Consider the following 13,284-nt stretch of genomic DNA (forward strand, 5'->3'; position numbering starts at 1 on the left):
TCGTCGGGGCCCGCCGATGGTCAGGCCAGCGGACCGATCTCGCGTTCGATGGCGGTACGCAGGTCGCGGTCGGACACCGTGCGGCGGGCCGCCTCCATCGCCGGAGCGAGGAAGATGTCCGGACCGGGCTCGCCGGCGAACGCCTGTACCGCCTCGACCGCGGCCCGGCCGGCCGGCGACGGCACCAGCGGCGCGCGCAGCTGGAGGCCGCGCACGGCGGCCAGTAGCTCGACCGCGAGCACGCTGGACAGGTTGTCCAGCACGGTGCGCAGCTTCTTGGCCGCTGCCCAGCCCATCGAGACGTGGTCCTCCTGCATGCCGCTGGTGGGCAGGGAGTCGACCGAGGCGGGCGCGGCCAGCCGGCGGTTCTCCGCGACGATCCCGGCCGCCGTGTACTGGGCGATCATCAGCCCGGAGTTGACCCCGGCGTCGGGGGAGAGGAACGCCGGCAGCTCCCGGGACCGGTTGACGTCCAGTAGCCGGTCCACCCGCCGCTCGGCGATCGCGCCCACCTCTGCGGCGGCGATGGCCAGGAAGTCCGCGGCGAAGCCGAGCGGAGCCCCGTGGAAGTTCCCGGTCGACTCGACCCGGCCATCGGGCAGCACCACCGGGTTGTCCACCACCGAGACCAGCTCGCGGTCCGCCACCGTCCGCGCGAACTCCAGCGTATCCCGGGCAGCCCCGGCCACCTGCGGCGCGCAGCGCATCGAGTACGCGTCCTGCACGGCGTGCGCCAGGTCGTCCCGGTGCGAGTCCATCACCCGGGAGTCCTGGAGCAGCCGGTGGATGTTCGCTGCCGAGGCCGCCTGCCCGGGGTGCGGGCGGATGGCGTGCAGCTCGGGCAGGAACGGCCGCTCGGAGCCGAGCATCGCCTCGATGCCCAGAGCGGCGGTGACGTCGGCCATGGTGAACAGGTGCGCGGCGTCGTGGATGGCCATCAGAAGCATGCCGAGCATGCCGTCGGTGCCGTTGATCAGCGCCAGCCCCTCCTTGGCGGCAAGCTCGATCGGCTTGAGCCCGGCGCCGGTCAGCACGTCGGCCGCGTCCTGCCGCTCGCCGGTCGGGCCGAGCACCCAGCCCTCGCCGAGCAGCACGAGCGCGCAGTGCGCCAGCGGCGCCAGGTCGCCCGAGGCCCCCAGCGAGCCGTGCTCCGGCACCCACGGGGTGATGTCGTGGTTGAGCAGGTCGAGCAGCGCCTCGGCGACCAGCGGGCGGACACCGGAGTGGCCGAGCGCGAGCGAGCGGACCCGCAGCAGCATCATCGCCCGGACCACCTCGCGCGGCATCGGGGCGCCCACCCCGGCGGCGTGCGAGCGGATCAGCGCGTGCTGGAGTTCGGCCCGGCGCTCGGGGGCGACGAACGTGTTGGCGAGCGCCCCGAACCCGGTGGAGACCCCGTAGACGGGGCGGCCGGACGACTCGATGCCGTCCACGATGGCCCGGCTGGTCGCCATCGCGTCGATGGTGGCCGGGTCGAGGACGACCTTGGCGGTGCCGCGGGCCACCGCGAGCACGTCGGCGGGGGAGACCCCGGTGGGCTGAATGGTCACGGTCGTCATTTCGGAACTCCGTTGAGCAGAACCTGGCGGATCAGTGGAACACCGGGCCGGTAGGCCAGGTGCAGGTACGACGGCGCTTCCAGGACGACCAGGTCGGCCCGGGCGCCGGGGGTGAGCACGCCGATGTCGTCGCGGCGCAGCGCCCGCGCGCCGCCCAGCGTCGCGGCCCGGACCGCCTCCGCCGGGGTCATCCGCATCTCGCGGACCGCGAGGGCCACGCAGAACGGCATCGACGAGGTGTACGACGAGCCGGGGTTGCAGTCGGTGGCGAGCGCGACGGTGACGCCGGCGTCGAGCAGGCGGCGGGCGTCCGGGTACGGCGAGCGGGTGGAGAACTCGGCGCCGGGCAGCAGGGTCGCCACCGTGCGGGTCCCCGACCCGTCGGAGTGGGCGGTGCCGGCCAGCGCGGCCACGTCGGCATCGCTGAGGTGGGTGCAGTGGTCGACGCTGGCCGCGTCCAGCTCGACGCCGAGCAGCACCCCGGGGCCGGGGCCGAGCTGGTTGGCGTGCAGCCGCACGCCCAGCCCGGCGGCCTGCCCGCAGGCCAGGATGGCCCGGGCGTGGTCGACGTCGAAGGCGCCCCGCTCGCAGAATACGTCGATCCACTTCGCGTGCGGTGCGGCGGCGGCCAGCATCGGCCCGCAGACCAGCCCGACGTAGTCGTCGGGGCGATCGGCGTACTCGGCGGGCACCACGTGCGCGCCGAGGAAGGTGGTCTCGGCGCTGGTCTCGGCGGCGATCCGCAGGGAGCGGGCCTCGTCGGCGACGGTCAGCCCGTACCCGCTCTTGATTTCCATGGTGGTGGTGCCCTGCCGCAGCGCTTCCCCGCGCAGCCGGCGCACGGTGGTGCGCAGCTCGTCGTCGGAAGCGGCCCGGGTCGCGCCGACCGTGGTCCGGATGCCGCCCCCGGTGTACGGCTGGCCGGCCATCCGGGCGGCGAACTCGGCGGCCCGGTCACCGGCGAAGACCAGGTGTGCGTGACTGTCCACGAAGCCGGGCAGCACGGCGGCCCCACCGGCGTCGACCCGCCGGTCGGCGGCGGGCGCGTACGCCGCCGGCCCGACCCAGGCCACCCGGCCCTCCTCGATGAGTACGGCCGCGTTGCGTCGGATGCCCAGCGGGCCCTCGCCGGCGCCGTTGGTGACCAGCTCCCCGATGTTGTCCACCAGCAGGCTGCTCATGCCGGAGTCACCGCCTCGATCGAGGCCGACAGTTCGGCCGGCACGTCCACGGTCAGGTGTCGGCCCTCGGCCACCACCACCCGGCCGTCCACCACGACCTGCGCGACGTCCGCCGCTCCGGCCGCGAAGAACGCGCCCACCGGCGGCACCCCCGCGGTGCGGGCGCTGTCCAGCCGTACCGTGACCAGGTCGGCCCGGGCGCCGCGAGCGATCCGCCCGGCGTCGGCCCAGCCCAGCGCGGCGTGCCCGGCGGAGGTGGCGGCGATCAGCAGCTCGGCCGGGGTGAAGTGGCCGCGGCGGCGGGTGCGCAACCGCTCGTCCAGCTCCACCGCCCGGGCCTCCTCGAAGAGGTCGATCACCGCGTGGCTGTCGCTGCCCAGGCTCAGCCGGATCCCCGCGTCGGCCATCCGCCGGGCCGGGACGATCCCGTCGGCGAGGTCCCGTTCGGTGGTCGGGCAGAGGCACACCCCGGTCCGGCTCTCCGCGAGCAGCGCCAGGTCACCGCCGGTCGGGTGGGTAGCGTGTACGGCGGTGGTGTCCGGGCCGAGCACGCCGTGCTCGGCGAGCAGCGCGGTCGGTGTACGCCCGTGCACGGCCCGGCACTCGTCGTTCTCGGCGGGCTGCTCGGAGAGGTGCACGTGCAGCGGCGCCCGCCGGTCCCGCGCCCAGTCGGCCACCGTGCCGAGCTGGTCGGCGGGGACCGCCCGCACCGAGTGCACGGCCGCGCCGACCCGGGCGTGCCCGTCCGTCGGCTGGAACGCCGACGCCCGCTTTGCCCACCGGGCCGCGTCGCCGTCACCGAAGCGCCGCTGCGGTCCGGCCAGGGCCTGACCGTCCACGCCGGCGGTCAGGTAGCAGGTGTCCAGCAGGGTGAGCCGGATCCCGGCGTGCGCGGCGGCCTCGACCAGCGCCGCGCCCATCGCGTTCGGGTCGTCGTACGCGCCGCCGTCGGGCCGGTGGTGCAGGTAGTGGAACTCGCCGACGCAGGTGATCCCGGCCAGCGCCATCTCGGCGTAGACCGCCCGGGCCAGGGCGAGGTAGGTGTCCGGGTCCAGGCGGTCCGCGACGGCGTACATCCGGTCCCGCCAGCTCCAGAAGTCGCCCCGACCGCCGTGGGTACGCCCGCGCAGCGCCCGGTGGAACGCGTGCGAGTGCACATTCGACAGGCCGGGCAGGGTCAGCCCGGGCAGCGGCACGGCGTCGGCGAACACCTCGACCCCGGCGGGCGGCCGGCTCCCGGCGGTCAGCGGCGTCACGCCGGTGATCCGCTCCCCGTCGGTCTCGATCAGCACGTCCGGCGTGGGCTCGGCGTACTCGGGCAGCCAGGCGTACTCGGCGAGCCAGCGGGTCGGGGTCACGGGCATGTCAGCTCCTCCAGGACCCGCGCCAGCGCCCGTACGCCGGCGGCGCAGTCGGCGTCAGTGGCCGCCTCGGCGGGGGAGTGCGACACCCCGGTCGGGTTGCGCACGAAGAGCATCGCGGTGGGCAGGTGCGCGGCCAGCACACCGGCGTCGTGCCCCGCGCCCGTCGGCAGCACCGGCGCCCCGAGCAGCGTGGCCAGCCGGCCGGCCAGCCCGCCGTCGAAGGCGACCAGCGGGGTCACCGACTCCTCGGTCACCGTCACCGCCGTACCGTCGCGGCGGGCCCGCTCGGCGAGCTTGCCCCGCACCGCGTCGACCAGCCCGGCCAACGTCTCCGGGTCGGCGGCCCGGGCGTCCAGCCAGCCGGTCACCTTCGACGGGATGGCGTTGGTGGCGTTCGGCTCGACGGCGACCCGACCCACGGTGGCGTGCGCGCCGCGCAGCCGGGCCTCCTTGTTGGCCGCCAGCACGGTGAACGCGTAGGTGAGCATCGGGTCGCGGCGGTCCGCCATCCGGGTCGTACCCGCGTGGTTGCCCTCGCCGACGACGTCGAAGCGCCACCGGCCGTGCGGCCAGATCGCGCTGGCCACCGCGACCGGCTCGTCGGTCTCGACCAGCGCGCGGCCCTGCTCCACGTGCAGCTCCACGAAGGCGCCGAACCGGCCCAGCAGGTCCGGGCGGGCGCCCGCCGGTTGATCGCCGAGCGCCTCGGCGAAGCTCACCCCGGCCGCGTCGCGCAGCCCGGCCGCGCGTTCGGCCGGCAGCGCCCCGCTGAGCAGCCGCGACCCCAGGCACGGTACGCCGAAGCGGGCACCCTCCTCCTCGACGAACGCGGCCAGCACCAGCGGCCGGCTCGGTGTCACGCCGGCGGCCCGCAGCTCGTCCACGGCGAGGAACGCGCTGACGATGCCGAGCGGCCCGTCGTACGCCCCGCCGTGCGGCACCGAGTCGAAGTGGCTGCCGGTCAGCACCGCGTCCCCGGCCTCCGGGTCGCCCCAGTGGGCGAACAGGTTGCCGTTGCCGTCCTCGGTGACCGGCAGGCCGCGCCGGTCAGCCTGGGACCGGAACCAGGTCCGCAGCTCCAACTCGGGCTCGGTCAACGCGTAGCGCAGGTAGCCGCCGCTGCCGGCGTCCCGCCCGACCGGCGCGATCTCGTCCCACAGCTCCCGAAACCTGGTGGGAAGGGACCCTTCTACAACAAAATCCGATAACAAGGGGCCATTCCTCACTGCTCGGTCATCGGGACGCGGACGCCAGTGCGGTCGGCGACCTCGCGGGCGATGTCGTAGCCGGCGTCGACGTGCCGGATCACGCCCATCGCCGGGTCGTTGGTGAGCACCCGTTCGATCTTCTGCCCGGCCAGCGCGGTGCCGTCGGCCACGCAGACCTGCCCGGCGTGGATCGACCGGCCGATGCCCACCCCGCCGCCGTGGTGGATGGACACCCAGGAGGCGCCGCTGGCCGTGTTGACCAGCGCGTTGAGCAGCGGCCAGTCGGCGATCGCGTCGGAACCGTCGGCCATCGCCTCGGTCTCCCGGTACGGGCTGGCCACGCTGCCGGCGTCCAGGTGGTCCCGGCCGATGACGACCGGGGCGGAGAGCTCTCCGGAGGCGACCATCTCGTTGAACCGCACGCCCGCCTTGTCCCGTTCGCCGTAACCGAGCCAGCAGATCCGGGCCGGCAGGCCCTGGAAGGCGACCCGCTCGCCGGCCAGCCGGATCCACCGGGCCAGCGACTCGTTCTCCGGGAACAACTCCAGGATGGCCCGATCGGTGGCGGCGATGTCCTTCGGGTCGCCGGAGAGCGCCGCCCACCGGAACGGGCCCTTGCCCTCGGAGAACAGCGGCCGGATGTACGCCGGCACGAAGCCGGGAAAGTCGAAGGCGCGCTGGTAGCCGGCGAGCTGCGCCTCGCCGCGGATCGAGTTGCCGTAGTCGAAGACCTCCGCGCCCGCGTCGAGGAAGCCGACCATCGCCGCCACGTGCCGGGCCATCGATGCGCGGGCCCGGTCGGTGAACTCGGCCGGCTTCGCCGCCGCGTAGTCCCGGGCGTCGGCCAGCTCCACCCCCACCGGCAGGTACGACAGCGGGTCGTGCGCGCTGGTCTGGTCGGTCACGATGTCGATCTCCACGCCCCGCACCAGCAGCTCGGGGAAGACCACCGCCGCGTTGCCGACCACGCCGACGGAGAGCGCGCGCCGGTCCCGCTTCGCGGCGAGCACCCGCTGCACCGCGTCGTCCAGCGAGTCGGCCACCTCGTCCAGGTAGCGGTCGTGCACCCGGCGGTCGAGGCGGGTCCGGTCCACGTCCACGATCAGGCAGACACCGCCGTTCATGGTGACGGCGAGCGGCTGGGCGCCGCCCATCCCGCCGCAGCCGGCGGTCAGCGTCAGCGTGCCCGCGAGGGTGTCCCCGAACCGCTTCGCGGCGACCGCGGCGAACGTCTCGTAGGTGCCCTGGAGGATGCCCTGGGTGCCGATGTAGATCCACGAGCCGGCGGTCATCTGCCCGTACATCGTCAGACCGAGCTGCTCCAGCCGGCGGAACTCCGGCCAGGTCGCCCAGTCGCCGACCAGGTTGGAGTTGGCCAGCAGCACCCGGGGCGCCCACTCGTGGGTGCGCAGCACGCCGACCGGGCGGCCGGACTGCACCAGCATCGTCTCGTCCTCGCGCAGGTCGGTCAGCGTGCGGACCAGCGCGTGGTACGACGGCCAGTCCCGCGCCGCCTTGCCGGTGCCGCCGTAGACGACCAGGTCGTCGGGGCGTTCGGCCACCTCGGGGTCGAGGTTGTTCATGAGCATCCGCAGGGCGGCCTCCTGCGGCCACCCGCGGGCGGTGAGCTCGCTACCCCGTGCGGCACGGACGTGCTGGGTCATCTCGGGTCTCCTCCGGTCATCATGCGAGGAACAGCTGACGGCGGGCCGCGGAGGCTTCGAACGCCTCCAGCCGGCGCTGGGTGTCGGCCGGCGCGGCGTCGCAGATCGCCTGCAACAGCACCATGGCCAGGGTCATCGGGGCGGTGTGCAGGTCGAAGACGAGCTGGGCGCCGACCGCGGCGGGCAGCACCACGTCGGCGTGTTCGGTGGCCGGGCTGACCGGCGAGTCGGTGATCGCCACCACGGTCAACCCGGCGGCCCGCGCGTCGCGCAGCGCGTCCAGGGTCTCCCGGGGGTAGCGGGGCAGCACGAAGGCCAGGACCGCCGAGGCGCCGGCCTCGGCAGCCTGCTCCAGACGGTCGGCGAGCAGGCTGCCACCGTCGTCGAGCACCCGCACGTCCGGGTGCACCTTGGCGGCGAAGTAGGCGAAGTACGCGGCCAACGGCGCGGCGGCGCGCAGGCCGACCACCGGTAACGGGCGGCTGGTGGCGAGCAGCCGACCGGTCTCGGCGATCCGGTCCCGGTCGGCGAGCTGACCGGCGAGCCGGTCCAGGTTGCCCATCTCGGCGCGGACCGCCTGCTGGAGTTCGTTGCCGGCGTCCGCCGGTCCGCCGGTAGCGGCGGTGGTGAGGTCGCGCAACCGGCGGCGCAGCGCCGGGTAACCGTCGTGGCCGAGCGCGACGGCGAAGCGGGTGACCGACGGCTGGCTGACCCCGGCCAGCTCGGCCACCTCGGCCGCGGACAGGTACGCCACGGCGGGGGCGTGCTGCACCAGGCAGTGCGCGATCCGACGCTGGGTCGGGGTGAGCCGCACCCCGTGGAACAGGTCGAGCACCCGCTCGGTGGGCACGGCGACAGCTCCTTCATTCACACCGAGACTCTATGCATGAAAACTTTCAGAGGGCAACCGTTCCCGTCCGCCGTACGTTCCACCGACCTGTCGGTGGACCGACCGGTGGGCGACCGGGCGAGCGTCCCCTCTGTAGGATCCGCAGGGCGGTCGAGCAGAGGAGTGCGCATGCAGTCGGTTGGCCCGTACCGGTTCACCCACATGTTGGGCACCTGCCCTGTGGGAAAGGCCTGGGCTGCCATCGACGAGCAGGGCCGGTTCGTGACGGTGGCGGTGCTGGACGCCGTGGCCGCGAGCACGCCGGGGTGGCGCGAAGCCTTCGCCGGGACTGCCAACGCCATGTCGCAGAGGCCGGGCGGCCAGGCCTTCGCGTACGCCGACTTCTTCGCCGCCGAGCCGTGGGCGGCCTACCCGGCGGAGGCCGGCCAGGGCGCCGAGAAGTTGTTCCGCGCGCTGGGGCAGGAGTACCACCCGGTGCCGACGGAGAAGGGCGGTTCGACCGAGGAGAACGGCTCGGCGGCGCCGGTCACCGGGGTGCCGCGGCAGGTCTCCGGGCCGCCGCAGTCGGTGTCCGGCCCTCCGCAGCAGGTCTCCGCGCCGCCGCAGCCGGTGTCCGGCGCCCCGCAGCCCGTCTCCGGCGCCCCGCTGCCGACATCCGGAGCGCCGTTCGCGCCGTGGGCGCTGCATGCCGGCGGGCTGCCGACCGTGCCGCCCGCGCCGACGCCACCGCCCGCCGCCGACGCGCCCCAGTCGCCCGCGCCGGCGTCCGCCGCTCCGGCGGATCCGCCGCCCTACGACCCGTTCAACGCTTCGGTGCGGCGCATCAAGCCGTCGGAGCCGCCGCCGCGGCGTACCGGGCTCTGGGCGGGGCTGGCCGCGCTCGTGCTGGTGGCGGCCGTGGGCAGTGGGGTGGCCATCTGGGCGATCGCCGGCAAGGACCAGCCCGATCCGTACTCTCCGCCGACCGCCATCGCCACGGCGTCTCCCGGTGACGCCGCGGCCGAGCCGGGGCTGAAGCCGTGGGCGCAGGCCACCCTGTACAGCCCGGAGGAGCGCGCCCTCGCGGTCGCCGCGCCGTCGCTGGTCTTCATCGAGGCGGTCTTCACCGGATACGTCCGGGACACCAGGACGAACGCCCTGGTGCACCCCCAGCCCGTCTCCTTCATCCGTCGGTGCAGCGGCTTCGTGGTGACTCCTGACGGCCACGCCGTCACCAACGGGTCCTGCGTCAAGCCGACGGAGGACCACGCCCGTTGGCTGGCCGTCGACGCGCTGGCCAGGATGCTCGTGCAAGAGAAGAAGCTTCCCGCCGGGCAGATCTCCACCTACATCGCGGCCAACCTCGCCAAGGTGCGGTTCACCGGCGTGGAGCCGGGCACCGAGCCGACCAGTGCGGTGTACGGCCAGCTCAACACCGCCACGGGCAACGTGACGAAGGAGCCGGCCATCCCGGCCGAGGTCGTTCGGAGCCTGCCCGAGGACAGCGGCAACACCGCACTGGTCAAGCTCGCCCAGGGCGGTCTGCCCGCAGTGGAACTCAACGCGTCCGCCAGCCTCGCGGTGGACGCCTCGGTCCGCATCCTCGCCTTCACGACCACCGACGTCGTCTTCCGCAACGCCACCTACCGGCCCCAGTCGAAGCTGGTGACGATCACCGGCACAAGCGAGCGCGGTCCCGTCTCGATCTACCTCGTCAACGAGGACCTCGGCACGGTGTCCCACGGGGGTATCGCCCTCGATTCCGCCGGCCGGGTCGCCGGCCTGATCTACCAGGATCAGGCGCGACCGGACCGTGCCAACCGGGCGGTGCTGCCGGCGTCGACGATCGCCGCGCTGCTGGCCGAGGCCGGCGTCGGCAACGCACTCGGCGACTCCGACAAGCTCTACCGCAGCGGGCTCGACGCGTACTTCGGCGGCGACTCGTCGGGCGCCATCACCCAGCTGGACAAGGCAGCCGCCGCGTCATCCGCCAACGTGCTCGCGCAGGCCTACCGGCAGAACGCCGCCGAGCGTCAGCGATTGGAGAGCGCGTCGCGGGCGCAGTCGGACACCCTCGTCCTCGTGCTGGTCGGCTCCGCGGCCGTGTTGCTGATCGCCCTTATCATCCTGGTCGTGATGCTCGTCCGTCGTCGCCACCGCTGAGTGGCCGGTGAGTGGCCGGTGAGTGGACAATTTCGCCGGATCGGACACATAGGAATATAACCGCCGATGATCGTCTCGGCGTTCGCCCTCATTGGTCATTCACCCGCAGTGAAAAATCCGTGCCGCCCCAAAAGATCAGATGTTCGGTCGAACTCGAATCCACCGGACGGCGCGCCGTGGCCGTGGCGGCGTGTTCAAGCGCGCAGATCCGGGCGATGACCAGCGAATCCCTTGCTGGGCCAGCGATTTCCGCTCGACGTCGCGGCGCCTGATAGGTGATGGTGTGCCGGTGCGGCCATGGCTATACTCCGTCTTGTTGTGCGATGGATCTTCATTGTCGTCGATCGAGGGAACGATCCAGCGGACGCGTCGCTGAAAATCGCTGCGAATGGTGGCTTTCATGGGGGTGGCGAAGGTGGGCGTGTCGGATCGGTGTGTCATGTGGACTGGCGGGGCTGGTCTGCTGAGCGGTCCAGGTAGTCCGGGCGGGCTGCGAAACGGCGTCCGTCCGTGACGAATCGCCCCGCAGCCTCGCCCCCCTCCCTGCATGACTCCGCCGGCAGCACTCTCCCTTCCGGACACGGGCCCCCGCTGCCGGTGATCGACGGGCCCACGATGCCGTCCGCCGGCGCCTCGACCCTCCCGCTCACGCGGGCGGCGGACCCGGTGACTCCAGCGATCTCGGTCTGCATCGCTGTCCGCGACCGGCCCGAGCTCCTGGTGAAGTCCATCCAGAGCGTGCTCGCCGGCAGCTTCGGCGATTTCGAGCTCATCGTGGTCGACGACGGTTCGGCCGTGCCCGTTCGGGACCGGTTGGCCGAGGCGGGCCTGCTTGCCGACCGGCGGATCCGCCTCGTCCGGCAACAGCCGACGGGGATCAGCGCCGCGCGCAACGCTGCCCTGCGCATTGCCGGGGGCAGGTTCATCACCGTGCTCGACTCGGACGACGAGTTGGCCCCCGACGGTCTGGCCCGGATGCAGGACTTCGTTGCTGGGACGGGCGCGCGCTGGGTCTACACCGACTACGAGGAGATCGTTGGCGATTCGGCGAAGGTGATCAGGCTCCCCGCCTACCCGGATCCGCGTCGGATGCTCCGGTCCGTGCTGACCCGGCCCCGGTTGCCCTTCAAGCATTCCGGCATGACCATCGACCGTCAGTTGCTGCTACAGCTCGGCGGGTACGACGAGCAGATGTCCATCAAGGTGGATGTCGAGCTGGTCCTGCGTGCCCTCAGCAACGGGGTGCACCTGCAGCGACTCGACGAGCCGATCGTTCGATTCCACCGGCACAGCGGCAGCATCAGCCGGCGGCGCCTCGCCGGCCTCGTCGCCTGGCGCAAGATGATCAAAATGTACAGCCGTCCACGTGTTCCGGGGCTCGCCCTGTGTATCGTGGCGGTGCGTGCGGTGAGTGAGATCGGTAAATGGCTGGTCACCGCCGCCGGGCGGTGATCCGTGCTTGAACGGGACGGGCCACAGGGCCGCACCGCCGAGAGTATGGACCGCCTCTGCCGTCGACGCACGATGGCTCGACGCCGTGCGAGCGACACCGCGAAGAGGCGGTTCACGGCGCGCTGATCCCGGAGCTGCGGGCGTGCTGCGATGCCCCGAGGGACTGATCGGGCCAACGCAGGAGCGCCCGAACCGCCACTAGGCAGGACGCCTTCTGACGCATAGGGTGCACGTCGCGATCTCCCGACGGGGGCGATGTGGGAAAGGAAGGTCGTGTCCGCGCACACGCAGTTCCTCACGGCTGTCACGTCACAGCAGACACCGAGGTTCGACCCTGACCTGGGGGTGATCACGCCCCCGTCCAACGGCATGGCCCGGTCGGTGTTCGCGCGTCCGGTCGCCCCGCGGGCCAACTGGCGCCGGCGCTACGTGGCCTGGTTGGTTCTGCTCGACGCCCTCGTCGCCCTGGCCGCCAGCCGGACGGTCGTCGCCCTGCTGGACGAGGCCGACGCCGGCTTCTGGGACCAGCGGGTGCTCGGGAACGTCAGCTCCTTCACCCTCGTGGCGAACATCGGCGTCCCCCTGGGTTGGCTGCTCCTGCTGGTGGCCGCCGGGGCGTACGACCAGCGTGCGCTCGGGCTGGGCACCGAGGAGCTCAAGCGGGTGGCCCGGGCCAACCTCGCGATGGCCGCCACGGTCTCGTTCCTGGCGCTCGGCTTCAAGAAGGACCTGTCCCGGGCGACGGTCGCCGCCATCATCATCTGCCTGCTGCTCTACACCCTGGTGGCTCGCTTCGCCGCTCGGGTGGTGCTGCGCCGGATCCGGCGCACCGGGCGGGCGTCGCAGAAGGTGCTGCTGGTCGGCCGGCTCTCCGACGCGCTCGCGCTGCACGAGGTGGTGACCCGCAACTACGGCGCCGGGCTGCACCCGATCGCCATCCACCTGCCCCACCACCCGCGGCCGGGTGAGCGGGTGAACGCCCCGGTGCCGGTCTACGTGGGCTGGGACCTGGTGCCGCTGGTCCAGCAGCTCGGCGCGGACACCATCGCGGTCTGCGGCCCCGCCAGCCTGGAGTCGTACGAGCTGCGCAAGCTCGCCTGGCAGTTGGAGGGCACCGGCCTGAACCTGGTGGTCGTCCCCCAGGTCACCGACGTCACCGGCCCGCGTATCCACGTCCGGCCGATCGAGGGCCTTCCGCTGCTCAACGTGGACGAGCCCACCATCTCCGGCCTGTCGCTGCTGGCCAAGACGGTGCTCGACCGGTTCACCGCGCTGGTCGGGCTGGTGTTGCTGAGCCCGGTGCTGCTCGGGATCGCGATGGCCATCAAGGCCAGCGGCCCGGGGCCGGTGATGTTCCGGCAGACCCGGATCGGCCACGAGGGCCGGGCGTTCAAGGTCTGGAAGTTCCGGACCATGTACATCGACGCCGAGGAGCGGCTGGCGGCGCTGCGGGACCGGAACGAGAGTGACGGCCTGCTCTTCAAGATCAAGGATGATCCGCGGGTCACCCCGATCGGCCGACACCTGCGGGCACTCTCCCTGGACGAGCTGCCCCAGCTGATCAACGTGCTGCGTGGGCAGATGTCGCTGGTCGGCCCGCGCCCGCTGCCCACCGAGGACGACGACTACCGCGGCGACGTACGCCGGCGGCTGCTGGTGCGGCCGGGCATCACCGGTCTCTGGCAGATCTCCGGCCGCTCCGACCTGACCTGGGACGACGCGGTCCGGCTGGACCTGCACTACGTGGACAACTGGTCGCTGGTGTACGACCTCGCCATCCTGTGGAAGACGGCCAGCGTCGTGCTGGCCCGGCGGGGCGCGTACTGATCCCGGAACCCTGAACGCCGACGGGCGGTGGCCTTCC

General features: G+C 73.0%; 10 protein-coding genes. 3 read left to right on the forward strand and 7 right to left on the reverse strand.

Annotation, left to right across the window (positions count from 1 at the left end; translation table 11 throughout):
• Positions 1–20 precede the first annotated feature (20 nt).
• Genes hutH through BUS84_RS29400 form a run of 6 tightly spaced genes read right to left on the reverse strand, consistent with a single transcriptional unit; the run spans position 21 to position 7,847 of the window.
• A complete protein-coding gene (gene hutH / locus BUS84_RS29375; protein ID WP_074317428.1) occupies positions 21–1,559 on the reverse strand; it encodes a histidine ammonia-lyase in 1,539 nt (512 codons plus the stop codon).
• The gene (gene hutI, locus BUS84_RS29380) at positions 1,556–2,740 is read right to left on the reverse strand and encodes an imidazolonepropionase (RefSeq protein WP_074317430.1); all 1,185 of its coding nucleotides are present in this window, start codon (positions 2,738–2,740) and stop codon (positions 1,556–1,558) included. The genes hutH and hutI overlap by 4 nt, the downstream gene beginning before the upstream one ends.
• Positions 2,737–4,104 (reverse strand): formimidoylglutamate deiminase, encoded by a 1,368-nt coding sequence (locus BUS84_RS29385; RefSeq protein WP_074317432.1) that lies wholly within the window; start codon positions 4,102–4,104, stop codon positions 2,737–2,739. The genes hutI and BUS84_RS29385 overlap by 4 nt, the downstream gene beginning before the upstream one ends.
• Positions 4,095–5,315 carry an allantoate amidohydrolase gene (locus BUS84_RS29390; protein WP_074317434.1) on the reverse strand — a complete coding sequence of 407 codons (1,221 nt, stop codon included), beginning with the start codon at positions 5,313–5,315 and terminating at the stop codon, positions 4,095–4,097. Before BUS84_RS29390 ends, BUS84_RS29385 begins: the two co-directional genes overlap by 10 nt.
• 11 nt (positions 5,316–5,326) lie before the next feature.
• Positions 5,327–6,976, reverse strand: coding sequence for a urocanate hydratase (hutU, locus tag BUS84_RS29395; protein WP_074317436.1), 1,650 nt, complete (start codon positions 6,974–6,976; stop codon positions 5,327–5,329).
• 19 nt (positions 6,977–6,995) lie between these two features.
• On the reverse strand, positions 6,996–7,847 hold the full coding sequence (locus BUS84_RS29400) for a MurR/RpiR family transcriptional regulator (protein ID WP_074317438.1): 852 nt from the start codon (positions 7,845–7,847) through the stop codon (positions 6,996–6,998).
• A 147-nt stretch (positions 7,848–7,994) separates the two neighbouring features.
• Between BUS84_RS29400 and BUS84_RS29405 the strand changes: the two genes are divergently transcribed.
• Positions 7,995–9,968, forward strand: a complete 1,974-nt coding sequence (locus BUS84_RS29405; RefSeq protein WP_143728561.1) for a hypothetical protein — start codon at positions 7,995–7,997, stop codon at positions 9,966–9,968.
• Positions 9,969–10,103: 135 nt separating this feature from the next.
• On the opposite strand, the gene BUS84_RS39160 is transcribed toward BUS84_RS29405, so the two are convergent.
• A complete protein-coding gene (locus BUS84_RS39160) occupies positions 10,104–10,370 on the reverse strand; it encodes a hypothetical protein (RefSeq protein WP_143728562.1) in 267 nt (88 codons plus the stop codon).
• Between the two features lie 264 nt (positions 10,371–10,634).
• Here BUS84_RS39160 and BUS84_RS29410 point away from each other — a divergent pair, with 264 nt between their 5' ends.
• Entirely contained in the window at positions 10,635–11,420 is a 786-nt protein-coding gene (locus BUS84_RS29410; RefSeq protein WP_159451085.1) for a glycosyltransferase family 2 protein, read from the forward strand.
• 369 nt (positions 11,421–11,789) lie between these two features.
• Positions 11,790–13,247, forward strand: coding sequence for a sugar transferase (locus BUS84_RS29415; protein ID WP_074319204.1), 1,458 nt, complete (start codon positions 11,790–11,792; stop codon positions 13,245–13,247).
• Positions 13,248–13,284: the final 37 nt, after the last annotated feature.

The sequence above is a fragment of the Micromonospora cremea genome, from assembly GCF_900143515.1.
Taxonomy (GTDB): Bacteria; Actinomycetota; Actinomycetes; order Mycobacteriales; family Micromonosporaceae; genus Micromonospora; species Micromonospora cremea.